At 71.0% G+C, this 18,716-nt stretch carries 17 protein-coding genes and 1 pseudogene; 9 read left to right on the forward strand and 9 right to left on the reverse strand.

What is annotated here, in order from left to right:
* Positions 1-67 precede the first annotated feature (67 nt).
* From CEB94_RS37615 to CEB94_RS37635, 5 genes are all read left to right on the forward strand, one after another.
* Positions 68-241 (forward strand): hypothetical protein, encoded by a 174-nt coding sequence (locus CEB94_RS37615; protein ID WP_175436406.1) that lies wholly within the window; start codon positions 68-70, stop codon positions 239-241.
* 103 nt (positions 242-344) lie between these two features.
* Positions 345-1,412: a glucose-1-phosphate thymidylyltransferase gene (locus CEB94_RS37620; RefSeq protein WP_175436407.1), complete on the forward strand. Its 1,068-nt coding sequence runs from the start codon at positions 345-347 to the stop codon at positions 1,410-1,412.
* Positions 1,409-2,389 (forward strand): dTDP-glucose 4,6-dehydratase, encoded by a 981-nt coding sequence (gene rfbB / locus CEB94_RS37625; protein WP_175436408.1) that lies wholly within the window; start codon positions 1,409-1,411, stop codon positions 2,387-2,389. Before CEB94_RS37620 ends, rfbB begins: the two co-directional genes overlap by 4 nt.
* Positions 2,386-3,273 (forward strand): dTDP-4-dehydrorhamnose reductase, encoded by an 888-nt coding sequence (gene rfbD / locus CEB94_RS37630; RefSeq protein WP_175436409.1) that lies wholly within the window; start codon positions 2,386-2,388, stop codon positions 3,271-3,273. The genes rfbB and rfbD overlap by 4 nt, the downstream gene beginning before the upstream one ends.
* The gene (locus CEB94_RS37635; RefSeq protein ID WP_175436410.1) at positions 3,260-4,063 is read left to right on the forward strand and encodes a class I SAM-dependent methyltransferase; all 804 of its coding nucleotides are present in this window, start codon (positions 3,260-3,262) and stop codon (positions 4,061-4,063) included. The genes rfbD and CEB94_RS37635 overlap by 14 nt, the downstream gene beginning before the upstream one ends.
* A 374-nt stretch (positions 4,064-4,437) precedes the next feature.
* Here CEB94_RS37635 and rfbC read toward each other — a convergent pair whose 3' ends face one another.
* The 3 genes and pseudogenes from rfbC to CEB94_RS41375 form a co-directional block, all read right to left on the reverse strand.
* Positions 4,438-5,046, reverse strand: a complete 609-nt coding sequence (rfbC, locus tag CEB94_RS37640) for a dTDP-4-dehydrorhamnose 3,5-epimerase (RefSeq protein WP_175436411.1) — start codon at positions 5,044-5,046, stop codon at positions 4,438-4,440.
* Positions 5,047-5,050: 4 nt separating this feature from the next.
* Positions 5,051-6,994 carry a glycosyltransferase family 2 protein gene (locus tag CEB94_RS37645; RefSeq protein ID WP_175436412.1) on the reverse strand — a complete coding sequence of 648 codons (1,944 nt, stop codon included), beginning with the start codon at positions 6,992-6,994 and terminating at the stop codon, positions 5,051-5,053.
* Between the two features lie 173 nt (positions 6,995-7,167).
* Positions 7,168-7,383: pseudogene (locus tag CEB94_RS41375) on the reverse strand (TerD family protein); the annotation flags it as partial.
* A gap of 29 nt (positions 7,384-7,412) precedes the next feature.
* Here CEB94_RS41375 and CEB94_RS37650 point away from each other — a divergent pair.
* Positions 7,413-7,922, forward strand: a complete 510-nt coding sequence (locus CEB94_RS37650; RefSeq protein WP_175436413.1) for a metallophosphoesterase family protein — start codon at positions 7,413-7,415, stop codon at positions 7,920-7,922.
* Positions 7,923-7,956: 34 nt separating this feature from the next.
* Positions 7,957-8,796 (forward strand): class I SAM-dependent methyltransferase, encoded by an 840-nt coding sequence (locus CEB94_RS37655; RefSeq protein WP_175436414.1) that lies wholly within the window; start codon positions 7,957-7,959, stop codon positions 8,794-8,796.
* 127 nt (positions 8,797-8,923) lie between these two features.
* Here CEB94_RS37655 and CEB94_RS37665 read toward each other — a convergent pair whose 3' ends face one another.
* The 5 genes from CEB94_RS37665 to CEB94_RS37685 form a co-directional block, all read right to left on the reverse strand.
* Positions 8,924-9,529 carry a carboxymuconolactone decarboxylase family protein gene (locus CEB94_RS37665; RefSeq protein WP_175436415.1) on the reverse strand — a complete coding sequence of 202 codons (606 nt, stop codon included), beginning with the start codon at positions 9,527-9,529 and terminating at the stop codon, positions 8,924-8,926.
* A 74-nt stretch (positions 9,530-9,603) separates the two neighbouring features.
* Positions 9,604-10,656 carry an alcohol dehydrogenase catalytic domain-containing protein gene (locus CEB94_RS37670; protein ID WP_175436416.1) on the reverse strand — a complete coding sequence of 351 codons (1,053 nt, stop codon included), beginning with the start codon at positions 10,654-10,656 and terminating at the stop codon, positions 9,604-9,606.
* Positions 10,657-10,682: 26 nt separating this feature from the next.
* The gene (locus CEB94_RS37675) at positions 10,683-11,690 is read right to left on the reverse strand and encodes an NADP-dependent oxidoreductase (RefSeq protein ID WP_175436417.1); all 1,008 of its coding nucleotides are present in this window, start codon (positions 11,688-11,690) and stop codon (positions 10,683-10,685) included.
* A gap of 132 nt (positions 11,691-11,822) precedes the next feature.
* Positions 11,823-12,155, reverse strand: a complete 333-nt coding sequence (locus CEB94_RS37680) for a putative quinol monooxygenase (RefSeq protein ID WP_175436418.1) — start codon at positions 12,153-12,155, stop codon at positions 11,823-11,825.
* A gap of 84 nt (positions 12,156-12,239) precedes the next feature.
* Positions 12,240-13,346, reverse strand: a complete 1,107-nt coding sequence (locus tag CEB94_RS37685) for an XdhC family protein (RefSeq protein ID WP_175436419.1) — start codon at positions 13,344-13,346, stop codon at positions 12,240-12,242.
* Between the two features lie 191 nt (positions 13,347-13,537).
* Between CEB94_RS37685 and CEB94_RS37690 the strand changes: the two genes are divergently transcribed.
* Both CEB94_RS37690 and CEB94_RS37695 read left to right on the forward strand, forming a co-directional pair.
* On the forward strand, positions 13,538-15,511 hold the full coding sequence (locus CEB94_RS37690; RefSeq protein WP_175436420.1) for an elongation factor G: 1,974 nt from the start codon (positions 13,538-13,540) through the stop codon (positions 15,509-15,511).
* A gap of 82 nt (positions 15,512-15,593) precedes the next feature.
* Positions 15,594-17,453 (forward strand): cellulase family glycosylhydrolase, encoded by a 1,860-nt coding sequence (locus CEB94_RS37695; protein ID WP_175436421.1) that lies wholly within the window; start codon positions 15,594-15,596, stop codon positions 17,451-17,453.
* Here CEB94_RS37695 and CEB94_RS37700 read toward each other — a convergent pair.
* Positions 17,446-18,699 (reverse strand): YncE family protein, encoded by a 1,254-nt coding sequence (locus CEB94_RS37700; protein WP_175436422.1) that lies wholly within the window; start codon positions 18,697-18,699, stop codon positions 17,446-17,448. The genes CEB94_RS37695 and CEB94_RS37700 overlap by 8 nt on opposite strands.
* Positions 18,700-18,716: the final 17 nt, after the last annotated feature.

The following is an 18,716-nucleotide window of genomic DNA, read 5'->3' on the forward strand; positions in this document are numbered from 1 at the left end:
GTTCGGTTTTTCACTGGGGACTCGAACATCAGTGGAAGCAGAAGGAAGATGATGAGTCGTGGAGTCCATGGACACCAGTGAGAAGCCCGTCGTCCGTCAGCACGAGACCGGCTGGTCGAAGGCGCGCCGCCTGCGCGGAAAGGCCGCGCTGCGCACCTGCCTCCCAGCAGTCGAGGACCGGGGCACCCCCGGGGTGGCGCGCTCCGGGGCCGAGTGGAACATCGTCCGGGGTGAGGACTGATCCCTCTCCGGACGGCCGCGTGGTGACGAGAGGGGTAACACCGCGCGTCGACAACTGAAGAAGTGATGTTCACATCCGCCGGATCACGACTAAGGTGAACCGAATGAAGGCTCTCGTGCTGTCCGGCGGCGCAGGAACAAGACTGAGGCCGATCACACACACGTCGGCCAAACAACTGGTGCCCGTGGCCAACAAGGCCGTGCTGTTCTACGGGTTGGAGTCGATCGCCGAGGCCGGCATCACCGACGTGGGCATGATCGTCGGGGAGACGGCCGAGGAGATCGAGGAAGCGGTGGGGGACGGGTCGAGGTTCGGCCTCAAGGTCACCTACATCCCCCAGGAACGGCCCCTCGGGCTGGCCCACGCGGTGCTGATCGCCCGGGACTACCTCGGTGACGACGACTTCGTGATGTACCTCGGCGACAACTTCATCGTCGGCGGTATCACCGGGCTCGTCGAGGAGTTCCGGGCCCACCGGCCCGACGCCCAGATCCTGCTCACGCGCGTGGCCGACCCGCGCGCCTTCGGCGTCGCCGAACTCGACCCGTCCGGCCAGGTGATCGGCCTGGAGGAGAAACCCGACCAGCCCAAGAGCGACCTCGCGCTGGTCGGCGTCTACATGTTCACGCCCCTCATCCACGAGGCCGTCCGCGCCATCGAACCGTCCTGGCGCGGCGAACTGGAGATCACCCACGCCATCCAGCACCTGATCGACACCCGCGCCGACGTGCGCTCCACGGTCATCACGGGCTACTGGAAGGACACCGGCAACGTCGGCGACATGCTCGAGGTGAACCGCATGGTCCTCGAAGCCATGGAGCGCCGTATCGACGGCGAGGTGGACGACGCGTCGGAGACCATCGGCCGAGTGGTGGTCGAAGAGGGCGCGCGGATCGTCAACTCCCGTATCGTCGGGCCCGCCGTCATAGGCGCGGGCACCCTCGTCAGCAACTCCTACGTGGGTCCCTTCACCTCCGTCGCCGAGAACTGCCGCGTCACCGACAGCGAGCTGGAGTTCTCCATCGTGCTGCGGGACTCCTCGATCCAGGGCGTCGGCCGGATCGAGGCCTCGCTGATCGGCCGGCACGTCGAGGTGACCCCCGCGCCCAGCGTCCCCCGCGCCCACCGCTTCGTCCTCGGAGATCACAGCAAGGTGCAGATCACTTCATGAACCTCCTCGTCACCGGCGCCGCCGGGTTCATCGGCTCCCGCTACGTGCGCGCACTCCTCGCCTCGGACGCGCCCGACGCGCCACGCATCACCGTGCTGGACAAGCTCACCTACGCCGGCACCCTCGACAACCTCGAACTGACCCACCCGCGGCTGGAGTTCGTCCAAGGCGACATCTGCGACGCCGAACTGGTCGACAAGCTGATGGCAGGCGCGGACCAGGTCGTGCACTTCGCCGCCGAGTCCCATGTGGACCGCTCGATCAGCGGCGCCGCCGACTTCGTCCGCACCAACGTCCTCGGCACCCAGACCCTGCTGGACGCCGCCCTGCGCCACGACGTGGGCCCGTTCGTGCACGTCTCCACCGACGAGGTCTACGGCTCCATCGAGTCGGGCTCGTGGCCGGAGGACCACCCGCTGCAGCCGAACTCGCCGTACTCGGCCTCCAAGGCCTCCTCCGACCTGCTCGCGCTGGCCTACCACCGCACCCACGGCCTGGACGTGCGCGTCACACGCTGCTCCAACAACTACGGCCCGCACCAGTTCCCCGAGAAGGTCATCCCGCTGTTCGTCACCAACCTCCTCGACGGCCACAAGGTGCCGCTGTACGGCGAGGGCCGCAACGTCCGCGACTGGCTGCACGTCGACGACCACTGCCAGGGCGTCGACCTCGCCCGCACCCAGGGCCGGCCCGGCGAGGTCTACAACATCGGCGGCGGCACCGAGCTCACCAACAAGGAGCTCACCGGCCTGCTCCTGGACGCCTGCGGAGCGCACTGGGACCGGGTGGAGTACGTCGAGGACCGCAAGGGCCACGACCTGCGCTACTCCGTCGACTGCTCCAAAGCCCGTGACGAACTCGGCTACCGCCCCCGCCACGACTTCACCACCGGCCTCGCCGAGACCGTCGCCTGGTACCGCGACAACCGGGCCTGGTGGGAGCCCCTGAAGCGGCGCGTCGCCCAGGAGCGGGCATGAGGTGGCTGATCGCCGGGGCGGGCGGAATGCTCGGGCGTGACGTCGTCGGTGAACTCACGCGGCGCGGCGAGACCGTCGCGGGCCTCGACCGCGCGTCCCTGGACATCACGAGCCCCGAAGCCGTCGACGCCGCCGTGCGGGAGCACCGCCCCGGCCTCGTCGTGAACTGCGCCGCCTACACGGCGGTCGACGACGCCGAGACCGACGAGGCCCGCGCCCTGGAGATCAACGGGGACGGTCCGCGTGTGCTGGCCCGGGCCTGCGCAGCGCACGGCGCCCGCATGATCCACGTCTCCACGGACTACGTCTTCTCCGGCGAGGCCCGCACCACCCCCTACCCCGAGGACCATCCGACGGGCCCGCGCACCGCCTACGGCCGCACCAAGCTGGCCGGCGAGCGGGCCGTACTGGAAGAGCTCCCCGGGGCGAGCGCGGTGCTGCGCACGGCGTGGCTGTACGGCGTCCACGGCTCCAACTTCGTCCGCACCATGATCGGACTGGAAGCCCGCCGCGACACCCTCGACGTCGTCGACGACCAGCGCGGGCAGCCCACCTGGAGCGCGGACGTCGCCGAGTGGATCGCCGACCTCGGACCCCGGCTCGGCCCCGAGGTGCACGGCGTCTTCCACGCGACCAACTCCGGCGAGGCCACTTGGTACGACCTGGCCCGCGAGGTGTTCTCCCTCATCGGCGCCGACCCGGACCGGGTGCGCCCCACCAGCAGCGCGGCCTTCCCCCGGCCCGCGCCCCGCCCGGCGTACAGCGCCCTCGCGCACCGCCGGTGGCAGGAGATCGGCCTGCCGCTGCCGCGCGACTGGCGCTCCGCCCTGCACGAAGCACTGCCCCGCATCCGCAAGGAAGGTCTTCCTCGTGAAACGCCATGAGTTCCTCCGGGAACTGCACAAGGTCAGCGCCAATCGCAACTACCTGGAGATCGGCGTCAACGACGGGCGCAGCCTGACGCTGTCCCGGGTCCCCAGCATCGCGATCGACCCCGCCTTCAAGGTGGTCTCGGAGCTGAGGTGTGACGTCCACCTGGTGAAGGCCACCAGCGACGACTTCTTCGCGCGTGACAATCCGCTCCAGCACCTCAAGGGCGGCCGCCACCCGCTGCGCAACCTGCGCCGCGGCCGCAGCCCGATCGGCTACTGGCGCCGCACGACGCTGGACCTGTCGTTCATCGACGGCATGCACCTGTTCGAGTTCGCGCTGCGCGACTTCATGAACGTCGAGAAGTACTCGGACTGGGGCAGTGTGATCGTCCTCGACGACATGCTGCCGCGCAGCATCGACGAGGCGGCCCGGGACCGGCACACCAACGCCTGGACCGGCGACGTCTACAAGATCACCGAGGTACTGGCGCGCTACCGCCCCGACCTGGTCACGGTGCAGGTGGACACCGCCCCCACCGGCCAGCTGGTCGTCTTCGGCGCCGACCCGAACAACCGGGTCCTGCACGACAAGTACGACGAGATCATGGCCGAGTACAAGATCCCCGACCCGCAGAAGGTTCCCGAGGCGATCCTGGAACGGGCCGGTGCGGTCCGCCCCGAGGCCCTCGTGGAAGCGGGCTTCTGGCGTCCCCTCGCCCAGGCCCGCAACCGCGGCCTGCCCCGCGCCGTGGGCTGGGAGCCCCTGCGCAAGGCCCTGCAGCAGGTCGGTGTGAGCCGCTGAACGAACGGCGCCGGCCACCCTCCGGGGGCGGCCGGCGCCGACGGCCTTCCCGGCCTTACGGGGCACAGGCCCGGACGCCGCGCGCGTCCGGGCCTGCGGTGTGTCCGGGGACCTGGCTCCGGGGCTTGCGGGTCGGTCGCCGCCCAGCGGGACACCGGCTCAGGGAGCCGCGGGTGCCCTACCTCGACGGCCGCGGCGGGAGCGGAGCGGCTCCACCGGCTTCGGCCGTCGGAGGCCTGGTACGACGGCGGACGCCGTGCGCCCGGTCCGCCTCATGTCGCGGGCCGTGGCAGGCCCCGGCCCGCGACGCATGACGGGCCGGGCGCACCATGGGCCTGCGTCGTGCCTGGCCGGCGCCCTGCGCGCCTCAGGCGTCAGCCGCCCCCGGCCCGCCCGCGCAGTTCCTCGTAGTACGCCAGGCAGGCGTCGTACGACGGCAGCAGCCCCTGGCGTTCCGCCTCCGCCAGGGTCGGGGCCTGTTCGTCCTTGGGGGACAGGAGCGGGGTGATGCCCTCGGGCCACTCGATGCCCAGGGCCGGGTCGAGCGGGTGGATGCCGTGTTCGCGGCCCGGGGCGTAGCCCTCCGAGCACAGGTAGACGACCGTCGCGTCGTCCGTGAGGGCCATGAACGCGTGGCCGAGGCCCTCCGCGAGGAACACCGCGTGCCGCGTGTCGTCGTCGAGCCGGACGGCCTCCCACTTCCCGTAGGTGGGGGAGCCCAGGCGGATGTCGATCACCACGTCCAGGACGGCACCGCGTACGCACGTGACGTACTTGGCCTGGCTGGGCGGCACAGCGGCGAAATGCACACCCCGCAGCACGCCCCGCTTGGAGACCGAGCAGTTGGCCTGGGCCAGCGACAGATCGTGACCCGTCGCCTCGCGGAACTCCGCACCGCGGTACCACTCGAGGAAGCTGCCCCGGTCGTCCGGGAAGATCTTGGGCTCCAGAACCCAGGCGCCCTCTATCCCCAGGGGTCGCATACCGTCACCGCCTTCCGGTCCTGATACGGGAGTTCACCTTCCGGCGCGCGACACCGAGGACGCGTCGGGCGCGCCGGGCCAGCCGCAGCGCGACACCGGGCCCGGGCGCCGGCGTCACCAGCACGCTCCCGCCCCCGGCCCGCAGGGCGAACGGCAGGCCGGTGAAGCGGGCCCGGTCGGCGCCGGGGTTCAGGCACACGGCCACCCGCCAGACGTCGTCCGAGAGATCCTCGGCGGGCAGCGCCGCCGCCAGCACCGAGCCCGGCCGGTCCGCGTCGGGGGAGAGCGTGCCCGGAACCTCCAGGATCCGGCGGGAGGAGACGAACCTCAGCCGCACCCCGGTCTCGCCCGTGACGTGCACCGGGAGCAGGAGACGGAAGCGCCCCTCGGAGACGGCGACGTCCCCGAGCTCCACGCGGCCCAGCCCGAGACGCTTGCCGCGCGCGCCGACCTCCAGGGAGAGGTTGCCGTGCGGTTCGGTCCAGTACGGCAGGACCGGCCGGTCACCGACGACGCCCACGCCCGGCGTGGGCCGGTCCTCGCGCGGCGCCGGACCCAGCCGGCACTCCTTGGTCCAGCCGCCCGTCTTCACCCGGACGAGCGCGTCCCAGGCGCCGTCACGCGGCAGGTCGGCCGGGTCGACCGTGGCGGTGGCCCGCAGCATCAGCCGGACCTCCCCGCCGTCCCCGGCCGGCACGGTCTCGCGGGTGAACTCCACCGGCTGGAAGTACTGCGCGGCGCTGGAGCGCTCTCGCAGCAGCAGATCGGCCGTGGCCTGCCCGAATCGCGCGGCGGTCTCCGAGGCCACCCACCGCACCGCCTCGGGCACGTCCTTGGGCACATCGGTCAGCGGCGCGGCCTCGGCGTCGGCGGGGAACAGCATCGGTTCGCCGTCGGACAGGTACTCGGCCGTGAAGCCGATGGTCAGTGAGCCGTCGCGCCATTCGATGTCCCCGGGTGTCGCCGTGGGGGCGACGCCGGCCTCCCACTGCGCGAAGGCCACCACGTCGTCGTACCGGTCGGCCGCCGTCAGCGCGGCGACGACCTGCTGCGTCGGCTGCAGACCGGCCGCGACACCGGGCCCGAAGCGCTCGACGACGACCTCGTGGATCTCCCCGAACAGCTCCCTGCGGTAGTCGTCCGGCAGGTTCAGAAAGCGCCGGGCCCGCAGCCGCTCGACCATCTCCACGCGCAGCCAGCGCCGGAACAGCCGGTCGCGCACCGGGCCGGGCTCCGTGTACTGCTCGACGACGTCCAGAGCCTCGCGGAGGTTCCTGAAGTAGCCGACGGGGTCGAAGCGTTCGAAGCCGGCGTTGGAGCCGTCGTCCCGCCGGAGGTGGTAGTAGCAGACGTAGTCGCTGAGCACGGAGACGTTCTCCGCGCGCAGATACGCCTCGGCGACGAAGACGTGGTCCTCCAGGCGCCGTCGGCCTTCGGGAAAGCGCAGGCCGATGCGGTCCAGGAAGGCCCGGCGGACCATCTTGTGCGGGGTGAGGCTGTCGATGAGCGGGGCGTTCTCGACGGTGGCGCGCGGGTGGTTGCGGCGGAACAGCTCCACCGGCACCCCGCGGCCCTTGCCGGCCATCTTGCCCACGACGACGTCGGCGCCGTTGGCCACGCCGTAGTCGTACATCCGCTCCAGGGCCTCGTCGCCCAGGTAGTCGTCGTTGTCGACGAACATCACGAACTCGCCCCGGGAGGCCTCGATGCCGACGTTGCGGGGCTTGCCCGACCAGCCGGAGTTCTCCTGGTGGATGACCTTCATCCGGGGGTCCTCGGCGGCGAGCGCGTTGAGCCGGGCCGGGGTCTCGTCGGTGGAGCCGTCGTCGACGAAGATCACCTCGAACTCGTCGGGAGGCAGCGACTGCCGCTGCAGCGAGGAGATGCAGTCCTCGATGTACATCCCCGGGTTGTACACGGGAATGATGACGCTGACCTTGACCGGCATCGGGTTTCCGGGCCCCTTCGGGTCGCTTGCCGTAGACGTCCTGTTGTACTGCGTGTTGCCCGATGCTAACCCGGTCGGCGATGCCGCCTCACCTTTCGAGACCTGGCCGTGATCATCTCCACCCGCACGGCAACTGAGCTGCGCCGTCTGTCTGTTCACGGTCAAAGTGCGCGTCAGTCGGAGGCATCCACACCGTAACCCCGGGCAAGAGCGCCCAGTCCCCTCTCATACCCCTGCCCCACGGTGCGCAGGCGCCACCGTGGGCCGCGGGCGGTAGAGCTCGGCGAGAAGCAGGGTGCGCTCGGTGGTCGCGGCGTCCAGAGTGGCCTGGACCAGGGGGCGGCGCTGGGGCCCGGTCCGGAGCTGATGTGGATCGCGCCTACGTCGCCGGTTGAACGGCACCTTCTAGGGTGATGATGTGCGTCTGCTACTGATGTCCGACACCCACCTGCCCAAGCGCGCCAAGACCCTGCCCGCCCCCTTGCTGGCCGAACTCCCGCACGCCGACGTCGTGTTCCATGCCGGGGACTGGGTCGACACCGACACCCTCGATCTGCTGGAGACCCGCTGCCGCAGGCTCGTCGGGGTGTACGGCAACAACGACGGGCCGGATCTGCGGGCCAGGCTGCCGGAGGTGGCGTACGCGGAACTGGGCGGGGTGCGGTTCGGCGTGATCCACGAGACGGGCGCCAAGCAGGGCCGGGAGCGGCGGTGCGCCGCCCGCTTCCCCGATCTGGACGTGCTGGTCTTCGGCCACAGCCACATCCCCTGGGACACCACGGCCCCCACCGGGCTGCGCCTGCTGAACCCGGGTTCCCCGACGGACCGCCGCGCACAGCCCCACTGCACCTACATGACCGCCACCGCGACCGACGGCCGGCTCACCGACGTGGAACTGCACCGGCTGCCGCCCCGCCAACCGCGCTGAACCGCCCCTTCCGTGCTCGTGGCATGATCGCCGCATGGATCAGGACGAGGGGTACCTCCTGGACAACCGGCAGGCCGAGGCCGGTACGCGCTTCGACGCGTTGTCCGCCCTCTTCGACACCTCGACGTTCCGGCACTTCGCATCGGCGGGGGTCGCCGAGGGGTGGCGGTGCTGGGAGGTCGGGGCCGGCGGGCCGAGTGTGGCCGCGTGGCTGCGCGAGCGCGTCGGGCCCGGCGGGCGCGTGCTCGCCACCGACATCGACGTGTCCTGGACCGGGACGGCCGCCACCGAGGGCGTCGAGGTGCTCCGGCACGACGTCGGCCGCGACGCCCCTCCGCCCGGTCCTTTCGATCTGGTGCACGCCCGTCTCGTGCTGGTCCACGTCACCGAACGCGACGCCGCGCTGCGCGCCATGATCCACGCGCTGCGTCCCGGCGGGCTGCTGCTCGTCGAGGACGCCGACCCCGCCTTGCAGCCGCTGATCTGCCCCGACGAGCACGGCCCCGAGCAGGAGCGGGCCAACCGGCTCCGCACCGGTTTCCGTGAACTGTTGCGGCAGCGCGGTGCCGACCTCTCCTACGGACGCAGACTGCCCCGGCTGCTGCGCGAGGCGGGCCTGGTGGACGTCGAGGCCGACGCCTACTTCCCGATCACCTCGCCCGCCTGTGACGTCCTGGAGGCGGCCACCGTCCGCCAGGTGCGCGACAAGCTCGTCGCCGCGGGCCTCGCCACGGACGAGGAGATCGACGGGCATCTCGCCGCCGTCGAGGCGGGACGCCTGGACCTCGCCACCTCGCCGATGATCTCGGCCTGGGGCCGCAGACCGACAGGCGACGGCTCGCAGTCGGCTCAGCCGCCACGTCCCTCTCGATGATCTCCGCCGCATGCGGTTCGCCGGTGAGTTCGGTCTACCGGCACTTCCGCGGCAAGGACGGAATCCGCGTCGCTGCCGGCCGTCTTGCCCCCGGCCCAGGTGACGGGCCGGCTGCTCCATGTGCCCCTCACCCGTCGTCCCTTTCCCCCGCCGCGAAGCCGGTGCTGTCGAAGCCGGGCTCCAGTTCCACACCGGTGGCGTTCAGGAAGAAGGCCACCATGTGGTACTGCCCCACCAGCATGGCGATCTCGATCAGTTCGGCGTCGCCGAAGTGCTCGGCCAGAGCCTCCCAGGTCGCGTCGGACATCGTGGCATCGCCGTGCAGTTCGTCCGCCGCGCGGATCAGCTGCCTCTGGAGGTCCGCCCAGCCGGGTGCCTCCGGCCCTTGGCCGATGCGGTCGATGTCCGCGTCCGTGACGCCCGCGGCCCTGGCCAGGGGGAGGTGCCGCCCCCACTCGTACCGCGCGCCGGTGTTCCACGCGGTGCGCAGGATCAGCAACTCGCGCACGTCTCCCGGCAGTCGGCCCCTGCCGAGCAACTGGCCACCGAAAGGCATGAACTGCTCGTAGAGATCGGGATGGCGCACGAGCGTGGTGAAGATGTTCGGGATCCCGCCCCCGGGGTCGTGGGGAGCGGCGGCCAGCAGTTCCCTGGTCCGTGGGTCCCACTGTTCTTCGGCGAGCGGCTTCAGTCGCGGACGGGTCGGTCGGGCGGCTTCGTGACGCTGTGACATGACGGCCTCCGGTTTCCGAGGGACTCACCCTAGGAGACCGCCTGAACGCCTGGCAGGGAATGGCCGGGGAGCAGTCAGCCCGTCGGGTCGAGAACGATCTTGCGGACGCCGTCGGAGCGGCCTGCGAACAATGCGTACGCCGCCGGTCCGTCGGAGAGGGCGAAGCGGTGGGAGACCACGACCTCGGGCTTGATCCGTCCGGCACGGGTGAGGGCGATCAGGGGAGGGAGTTCGTAGTGCACCGAGCACAGCCCGATGGCGAACTCCAGTTCCTTGACCTGCGCCCATCCCACGTGGAACGGGAAGGCCTTGCTCTGGCTGACCCCGACGACACTGACCCGGCCGGCCTGCCGGACGGCCTTGAGGGCGAGCTGGATGGTGGCGTCGGAACCCACGGCCTCCACCACGGCGTCGGGCCCGCGGCCGGCGGTCATGTCCCGGATGGCTGTCCGCGCGTCGTCACCCTCGACCGGCTCGACGCCCAGGCCTGCGGCGAAGGCGCGGCGCTCCGCGACCAGGTCCACGCCCAGCACCCGTGCCGCGCCCATCGCGAAGGCGGACTGAGCGGCCATGAGGCCGACCGGGCCGAGGCCGATGACCAGGACGGTCTCACCGGGCTGGATGCGGGCACGGCGGCAGCCGTACCAGGCGGTGGGGGCGTTGTCCGTCAGGACGAGGGCGGCCTCGTCGGAGATGTCCTCGGGCAGGTGCACCAGATTGACATCGGCGCAGGGCACCGCCAGGGCCTGGGCCTGGCTGCCCGGAAGCTTCGGGCCGACTCCGTAGCAGAGCTCCGTGCTCGACGTGGCGCGCTCGCATCGGGCGGTGAACCCGGCCGTACACTGCCGGCACTGCGCACAGCCGACAGAGGCGGGCACCAGGACCCGGTCGCCGGGCTTGAAGCGGGTGACCTGGCCGCCGGTGTCGACGACCACGCCGACGCACTCGTGTCCCGGTGTGTAGCCCAGTTCCGGGCTGAAGGCGTTGCCGTCGTAGATGTGCAGGTCGCTGCCGCAGATGCCGGCCGCGGTCACCCGCACCACCGCGTCGGCGGGGCCGGTGACGGCCGGGTCGGGGACGTCCCCGTAGCGAATGTCGTGACGGCCGTGGTAGGTCAGTGCCTTCATCGGATCCCTCCCTCCCCTCGGCCCGGTCAGTCCGCGATCTTCAGCACCAGCTTGCCGCGGTTGTCACCACGGAACAGGCGCATGAGGGTCTCGGGGAACGCCGCGACCGAGCCGGACACCACGTCCTCCAAGGACTTCAGCCGGCCCTCCGCCCGCCACGTGGCCAGCTGTGCGATGCCCTCCGCGTATCGCTCGGCGTAGTCGAACACCACGATGCCCGTCATGGAGGCGCGGTTCACCAGCAGCGACAGGTAGTTGGCCGGGCCTTGCGGCTTGGTGCTGTTGTACTGGGAGATCGCGCCGCAGACCACGACGCGGGCGCCGCGCGCCAGCCGCAGCAGCACGGCGTCCAGAACGTCGCCACCGACGTTGTCGAAGTACACGTCGACGCCGTCGGGGGCGTGCTCGCGCAGGGCCTTGCGGACGTCCTCGCTCTGGTAGTCGATCGCGGCGTCGAATCCGAACTCGTCCACCACCAGGCGGCACTTGGCCTCGCCGCCGGCGATGCCGATGACCCGGCAGCCGAGGATCTTGGCGATCTGCCCGACGACGCTGCCGACGGCCCCGGCTGCTCCGGAGACCACGACGGTCTGCCCCGGCTCGGGACGCCCGACCTCGATCAGGCCGAAGTAGGCCGTGAGGCCCGACATGCCGAGCGTGCCGAGATACGTCGGCAAGGGAGCAGCCGCAGGGTCGACCTTGGTCACGCCGCGTCCGTCCGACACGCAGTACTCCTGCACGCCGAACGTGCCCGACACATGGTCGCCGACCGCGAACCCGGAGTGCCGGGAAGCGACCACCCTCCCCACCGCGCCGGCGCGCATCACCTCGCCGATCTCCACCGGGCGGATGTAGGACCTGCCCGCGTTCATCCAGCCGCGCATCGCCGGGTCGATCGACAGACAGAGCACCTGTACCAGGAACTCCCCGTCGCCCGGCTGCACCGCCGGCTCCTCGACATGCTGCCAGTCGGTGGGACGCGGCTCTTCCACGGGACGTGCGGCCAGGCGTATCTGGCGGTTCATCGTGCTCATCTGCGGCGACCTTCCTCGGCTGCATACCGTCCAGTCGGTACGGCCGTGAGCGTACGGGTGCCCGCCTTCCCGGGCAAGAGCCGGTCCGCTACGACTTACGGCTCATGTGGGCGGCCGGTCCTGGGCGGCGAGCTATTCCTGTCCCGCCGCCGCCATCTCTCCGAGGAGCGACCAGTCGTCCTGCGGGACGTTCGCGTTCACGATGCGCGGCGTCTCGGCCAGATGCGGAGGCAGCGTCTGCTGCGCGGCCTTGAAGTGCGCGGACCGCACGTGCGCGGCTCCGGCCTCCTCGTCGCGGAAGGCCTCGACGAGGACGTACTCCGACGGCTCGTCCACGCTGCGCGACCAGTCGAACCACAGGCAGCCGGGCTCGGCGCGCGTCGCCCGGGTGAACTCGGCGGCGATCTCGGGCCAGCGGTCGGCGTGCTCGGGGCGGACTCGGAACTTCGCGGTGATGAAGATCACGGGAATCCCTTCGCTGATGTGCTGATGGCGACTCGATCGTACGAACCCGGCTTGATGGTGACGTGACGGGAGGGGCGCTGGTGATCAGGAGAACCGGTGCGGATGCACCGCCCCCTCCGTCGCGCTGAGCGGCGCGCCGGTGCCGCCCCAACGCAGCGCCACGATCTCGGCGGCGACGGACACCGCCACCTCCTCGGGCGTACGGGCCCCGAGGTCGAGGCCGACCGGTGAGCGCAGCCGCGACAGTTCGCGTTCCGTGAGCCCGGCCTCGGCCAGCCGCTGTGCCCGGTCGGCGTGGGTGCGGCGGCTGCCCATCGCCCCGATGTAGGCGGCCGGGCGGCGCAGCGCCTCGGTCAGCAGCGGCACGTCGAACTTGGGGTCGTGCGTCAGGACACAGATCACCGTGCGCTCGTCCGTGTCCGTCTCGCGCAGGTAGCGGTGCGGCCACCGCGCGATCACCTCGACGTCCTCGGGGAAGCGCTTGGGTGTGGCGAAGACCGGGCGGGCGTCGCAGACGGTGACCCGGTAGCCGAGGAAGCCCCCGATACGGGCCACGGCCGCGGCGTAGTCGATCGCGCCGAAGACCAGCATCCGCGGCGGCGGCGCGAAGGACTGCAGGAACACGCTCACGGAGTCCTCGCGGCGCTGCCCCTGGGGTCCGTAGTGCCGCAGACCGGTGGCGCCGAGAGCGAGTTCGCCGCGGGCGTCGGCGGTCACGGCCGCGTCCAGGCCGCTCGCGCCGAGCGTGCCGACGGCCCGGTCCGGCCAGACGGCGAGCGCCGCCCCGCGCGGCGCCGGTCCGTCGGCCACGGTCGCCACCGTGACCGGTTCGCCCGCCGCGACCGAGTCCGCGACCGCGCCGAAGCCGGGATCCCGCTCGGGCGTGACCGCGCGCACCAGCAGCGTGATCTCTCCGCCGCAGGTCAGACCGACCGCGAAGGCGTCCGCGTCGCTGTAGCCGAAGGTCTCCAGCCGGGCCTCGCCGCCCGCGGCGACCTCCCGCGCCAGCTCGAACGCCGCGCTCTCGACACAGCCCCCGGACACACTGCCCACGACCTCCTCGTCCGGACCCACCGCCATCGCCGCGCCCGGGTCGCGCGGCGCGCTGCGGCTGACCTGGACGACCGTCGCGAGACCGAACGGGACCCCGGCCGTATACCAGCGGCCGAGCACCGGGAGAACGTCACGCACGAGCCGCTCCTCTCCTTGCGCGCACCCGCCGGGTACCCCGGCGGCGGTTAATTCCGTTGTGTCCCTCCGTGCCGGTCTGCTGCACTGCACAGGTCGGCGACGTCACCGAGTCCCAAGGAGCCCCGGATGCGCGGAACGTTCATGTCCCCCCCAGCCAGGAACGGACCTCTCTCCGAAGGACATGACGCTTCGTGCACATGCTCAACCTTGGAATTCTCGCCCATGTCGACGCGGGTAAGACCAGCCTGACCGAGCGGCTGCTCCATTCGGCCGGGGTGATCGACGAGATCGGCAGCGTCGACGACGGGAACACCCGTACCGACACCCTCGCCCTGGAGCGGCAGCGCGGCATCACCATCAAGTCCGCCGTCGTCTCGTTCCCGCTCGACGGCGTGACCGTCAACCTCATCGACACTCCCGGTCACCCGGACTTCATCGCCGAGGTGGAGCGGGTGCTCGGTGTGCTGGACGGCGTCGTCCTCGTGATCTCCGCCGTCGAAGGGGTGCAGGCGCAGACGCGGGTGCTGATGCGGACACTCCAGCGGCTGCGCATCCCTACCCTGCTCTTCGTCAACAAGATCGACCGCGGCGGGGCACGCCACGAGGCGGTGCTGCGGGAGATCTCGGCTCGGCTGACCCCCGCGATCGTGCCGATGGGGACCGCCACCGGCCTCGGCACCCGCGCGGCCCGTTTCACCCCCTGTCCCGGACCGGCCGGCGCCCTCGACGTCCTGACCGGGCACGACGACGTCCTGCTGTCCGCGTACGTCGAGAACACCGTCACGGACGCGGCGCTGCACGGATCACTCGTCGCGCAGACCCGGGAGGCGCTCGTCCACCCGGTCTACTTCGGTTCCGCCGCCACGGGCGCGGGCGTGGCGGCGCTCCTGTCCGGCATCGAAACGCTGCTGCCGGCGGCCGACGGGGATGCGGACGGGCCGGTCTCCGCCACCGTGTTCAAGGTCGGCCGGGGCCCGGCGGGGGAGAAGGTCGCCTACGCCCGGATGTTCTCCGGGACGCTGCGCACCCGCGACCGGGTCCCCTTCGGAGCGGACGGCGCTGAAGGCAGGATCACCGGCATCAGCGTCTTCGACCACGGCACGGACACCCGTGCGGACTCCGTCGAGGCCGGCCGGATCGCCCGCCTCACCGGGCTCGGCGACATCCGGATCGGCGACGCGATCGGCGAACCCCGCAAGGCGTACGAGCACTTCTTCGCCCCGCCCACCCTGGAGACGGTCGTCGTCCCCGGCCCGGACGCGCACCGGGGGACGCTCCACCTCGCGCTCACCCAGCTCGCCGAGCAGGACCCGCTGATCGGCCTGCGCCGTGACGAGCGCCGCCAGGAGACCTCCGTCTCCCTCTACGGCGAGGTGCAGAAGGAGGTCATCCAGGCCACCCTCGCCGACGAGTACGGACTCGACGTCACCTTCCGCGAGACGACGCCGCTGTGCGTCGAACGGCCCGTCGGCACGGGGCAGGCCGTGGAGTTCATCAAGAAGGACCCGAATCCGTTCCTCGCGACGGTCGGTCTGCGCGTCGACCCCGCTCCGGTCGGCTCGGGCGTGGGCTTCCGGCTGGAGGTGGAGCTCGGGGCGATGCCGTACGCCTTCTTCAAGGCCGTGGAGGACACCGTGCGCGAGACCCTCGACCAGGGTCTGCACGGCTGGCAGGTCACCGACTGCGTGGTCACCATGACGCACAGCGGCTACTGGCCCCGCCAGAGCCATGCCCACCAGGGCTTCGACAAGAGCATGTCGAGCACGGGCGCCGACTTCCGCGGCGTGACCCCGCTGGTGCTGATCGAGGCGCTGCGGCGGGCCGGGACGCGGGTCCACGAGCCGATGCACCGCTTCCGCATCGAGGCCCCGGCCGACACCCTCGGCGCCCTGCTGCCGGTCCTCGCCGGGCTCGCTGCCGTACCCGAGACGACGGGGAACCGGGACGACCTCTGCGTCCTCGAAGGCACGGTGCCCGCTGCCCGGGTGCACGCCCTCGAACAGCGGCTGCCGGGACTCACCCGGGGCGAGGGCGAGCTGGAGAGCTTCTTCGCCCACTACGCGCCCGTCACGCACGGCACGGTCCCCGAACGCCCGCGCACCGACCACAACCCGCTGAACAGGAAGGAGTACTTGTTGAACGTGACACGAAGGGTCGGTGGTTGACGTGTGAGGGTTGTCCGAGAGGGAACTTACTCCAGAGTCAGAGGTGTTGACGGTGTCCTGATATCGCCGGACTGTAGTGGACATGCCGACTATCCGAGCGCGTCTCCTGGTCGTCCTGGTCGTCCTCTTCGGCTCCGTGTCGGTGGCGGGCGTCCCGCCGGCCACCGCCGTGCCCCCTCCCGGCTCCCTCTGGTTCGACGACCCCACCGTCACGGTGCGGGACGGCCGCTTCACCGACGCCCACGGCCGCGAGATCGTCCTGCGCGGCTACAACGTCTCCGGCGAGACCAAGCTCGCCGAGAACAAGGGCCTGCCCTTCGCCTCGGTAGCCGACGCCCGCACATCGGCGACCGCCCTGCGCGCCCTCGGCGGCGGCAACACCGTCCGCTTCCTGCTGTCCTGGGCCTACGCCGAGCCCGAGCGCGGCCAGGTGGACACGGCCTATCTGGCCGCCGCCACCGACCAGATGAAGGCCTTCCTCGACGTGGGCATCCGCGTCTACCCCGACTTCCACCAGGACCTCTACTCCCGGCACCTCTTCGACGCCGACAGCTGGTACACCGGCGACGGCGCCCCCAAGTGGGCCGTGGACGCCGGGAACTACCCGGACGAGTCCTGCGGGATCTGCCTGTTCTGGGGGCAGAACATCACCCAGAACGAGGCGGTGACACGTGCCACCCACGACTTCTGGCACAACGCGCACGGCGTGCAGGACGCCTTCCTCGCCACCGCCCAGAAGACCATGGCGTACGTACGACAGAACCTGAGCGCGGACCAGTTCAGGGGTATCGCCGGGTTCGACCCCTACAACGAGCCGCACGCGGGCGTCTACGACTCCGGGCAGACCAGCCGCGCCTGGGAGAAGGACGTGCTCTGGCCGTTCTACGAGAAGTTCCGGACCCGCATGGACACGGCCGGCTGGCGCGACAAGCCGGCCTTCGTCGAGCCGAACCTCTTCTGGAACGCCAACCTCGACTTCCAGAAGCAGGAGGGCGGCCTGCTCGACGCCGGCGCACTCGGACCCCGCTATGTCTTCAACACCCACTTCTACGACCAGAAGGCCATCTCCGGCGTCTTCATGTGGGGCAAGGCGGCCGACGGCCAGTACACGGGCGACTTCAGCACCGTCCGCGACCGCGCCGCGGCCGCGCGGACGGCCGCCGTCGTCAGCGAGTTCGGGCACCCGCTGGCGGGCAACGTCTCCGACAAGGCGCCGACCGTCCTCAAAGCGATGTACCAGGCCCTCGACTCCCGTGTGAAGGGCGCCGACTGGTGGTCCGACCCGGCGGCCTCTGGACCCGTGCTCTCCGGTTCCCAGTGGCAGTGGGACATCTACAACGGCCGCCACCGCGAGCTGATGAACGGCAACCCCGACAAGGTGCTCACCGCCGGCGACGCCTGGAACGACGAGGACCTGTCCGCCGTACGCCTCGACGACTCCGGCAAGCCCGTACTGCGCCAGGACGCCCGGCTCCTGGACCGCCTCTACCCGAGCGCCACGGCCGGTACGACCGTCGGCTTCACCTACGAGGACCGCTCCCGGGACGGTTCGACGACCCTGACCTGGAACCCCGTGCCGAGTTCGCTGCCCAGCGTGCAACGGCTGGTGGGGTCGGGGCAGTACGGGCTGCTGCTGTGGCGCTCGGACGGCGGCCCGGCGCCCACCGAACTGCATCTGCCGGCGGGCTTCCCGACCGCGTCCACCACCGTCGTCTCCGACCTGGGCACGGCTCACGCCCCGCCGGCCTACACCTCGACGACGCCGATCGGCGTGGCGCCGGAGCCCGGTGGCACGGGAAGCCGCCGCCTGCTGCTCACCGCGCCGGACTCGGGCGTCCTGCACTACGCGCTGGTGACCAACGGGGCGACGGCTCCCTCGGCGGATCTGCTCGCCGCGGCCCGCTCCGAACTGGCGGCCTGGGCGGCGAAGGAGGTCAACTAGCGGACGGGCTCGTCCAGCCGGCCGCCACATGGCCGAGCCGGACGCGCTGCGGGTGGTCACCGACCGGCACGGACACGACCTTCTTCCCGGTGGCGAAGTCGATGGCCGTGACCTGGTCGGTGCCGCTCTCGGAGATCACGCAGGCCTTGCCGTCACCGCTGACCGTGGCCCAGTAGGGCTTGGAGGCGGTGACGAGCGGGCCCTCCTGGAGCGTGGCGCGGTCGACGACGGTGGCGTAGTCGTCCATCGTGCCCGCGACGCACAGTTTGCGTCCGTCCGGGCTCATCGAGATGCCGTGATGGCGCGAGTCGTTGACGAAGGTCGTGCGGTCGTCGCTGGTCGCCGGGTTCTTCGGCAGGGTCTTGGTGCGGGTGATCTTGTCGGTGGCGATGTCGTACTCGAAGAAGCCGTTGAAGAAGGAGACCTGGAAGTACAGCTTCGACTCGTCCGGCGAGAAGACGGCCGGGCGGACCGCGTCGGAGTGGTCCTTGAGGCCGAGCGCGTCCAGTTGCGGGCGCATGTCGATGACCTTGACCTGCTTGTACGTGGTGGCGTCGACGACGGTGATACGCCGGTCGCCCTTCGTCCAGTCCAGCCACGGGGCGTCGGTCTGCGTGTTCACGTCGCCGATCGCCATGTTGTAGATGTACTTGCCGTCCTGGGTGAAGATGTTCTCGTGCGGCTTGTCGCCGGTGCCGAACTTGCCCAGTTCCCTGCCGGTGACGATGTCCAGCACATGAACGGTGTTGGAGGTCGACGCCGAGACCGCGACCCGCTTGCCGTCGGGGGAGACCGCCATGTGGTCGGAGCGGTAACCGGACACGGGGAAGCGCCAGTTGATCCGCCCGGAGGCGAGGTCGATCGAGACGACGTCGGCGAAGCTCGGCCGGGATACGACCATCGACGTCCCGTCCGGCGTGGAGTACATGTCGTCGACGAACTGGTCGTGGCCCTCGCCGACGCTGTTGCGGATCGCCATGAAGTAGATCCACTTGATCGGGTCGGCGTTGATCTCGGCCATCCGCTGGTCCTTGTCGGGGATGACGTTGATCCGGCCTATCTTCCCGAAGTCACCGGTCGCTCTGATGACTTCGGCGGTGCCGTCCCAGTTGTTGCCCACGAACATCACCTCGCGCAGCGCGGCGGAGGAACTCGGGGCGGCCACGGCGGCGGTCGCGGGAACGGTGGCGGTCAGGACCAGGGCGGCGGTCAGGGAGCACAGGTGCCGTCGTCGGAAGACGGACATGGCTGATCCCTCCTCTG

The organism is Streptomyces hawaiiensis, from assembly GCF_004803895.1.
Lineage (GTDB): Bacteria > Actinomycetota > Actinomycetes > Streptomycetales > Streptomycetaceae > Streptomyces > Streptomyces hawaiiensis.

Excerpts from the sequence above, each read along its gene's own strand:
- rfbC (WP_175436411.1), bottom strand. The coding sequence starts at position 5,046 with ATGCGACCCCTGGGGATAGAGGGCGCCTGGGTTCTGGAGCCCAAGATC.
- CEB94_RS37620 (WP_175436407.1), top strand. The coding sequence starts at position 345 with ATGAAGGCTCTCGTGCTGTCCGGCGGCGCAGGAACAAGACTGAGGCCG.
- CEB94_RS37615 (WP_175436406.1), top strand. The coding sequence starts at position 68 with ATGGACACCAGTGAGAAGCCCGTCGTCCGTCAGCACGAGACCGGCTGG.
- rfbD (WP_175436409.1), top strand. The coding sequence starts at position 2,386 with ATGAGGTGGCTGATCGCCGGGGCGGGCGGAATGCTCGGGCGTGACGTC.
- CEB94_RS37665 (WP_175436415.1), bottom strand. The coding sequence starts at position 9,529 with ATGTCACAGCGTCACGAAGCCGCCCGACCGACCCGTCCGCGACTGAAG.
- CEB94_RS37655 (WP_175436414.1), top strand. The coding sequence starts at position 7,957 with ATGGATCAGGACGAGGGGTACCTCCTGGACAACCGGCAGGCCGAGGCC.
- CEB94_RS37645 (WP_175436412.1), bottom strand. The coding sequence starts at position 6,994 with ATGCCGGTCAAGGTCAGCGTCATCATTCCCGTGTACAACCCGGGGATG.
- CEB94_RS37670 (WP_175436416.1), bottom strand. The coding sequence starts at position 10,656 with ATGAAGGCACTGACCTACCACGGCCGTCACGACATTCGCTACGGGGAC.
- CEB94_RS37695 (WP_175436421.1), top strand. The coding sequence starts at position 15,594 with ATGCCGACTATCCGAGCGCGTCTCCTGGTCGTCCTGGTCGTCCTCTTC.
- CEB94_RS37675 (WP_175436417.1), bottom strand. The coding sequence starts at position 11,690 with ATGAGCACGATGAACCGCCAGATACGCCTGGCCGCACGTCCCGTGGAA.
- rfbB (WP_175436408.1), top strand. The coding sequence starts at position 1,409 with ATGAACCTCCTCGTCACCGGCGCCGCCGGGTTCATCGGCTCCCGCTAC.
- CEB94_RS37700 (WP_175436422.1), bottom strand. The coding sequence starts at position 18,699 with ATGTCCGTCTTCCGACGACGGCACCTGTGCTCCCTGACCGCCGCCCTG.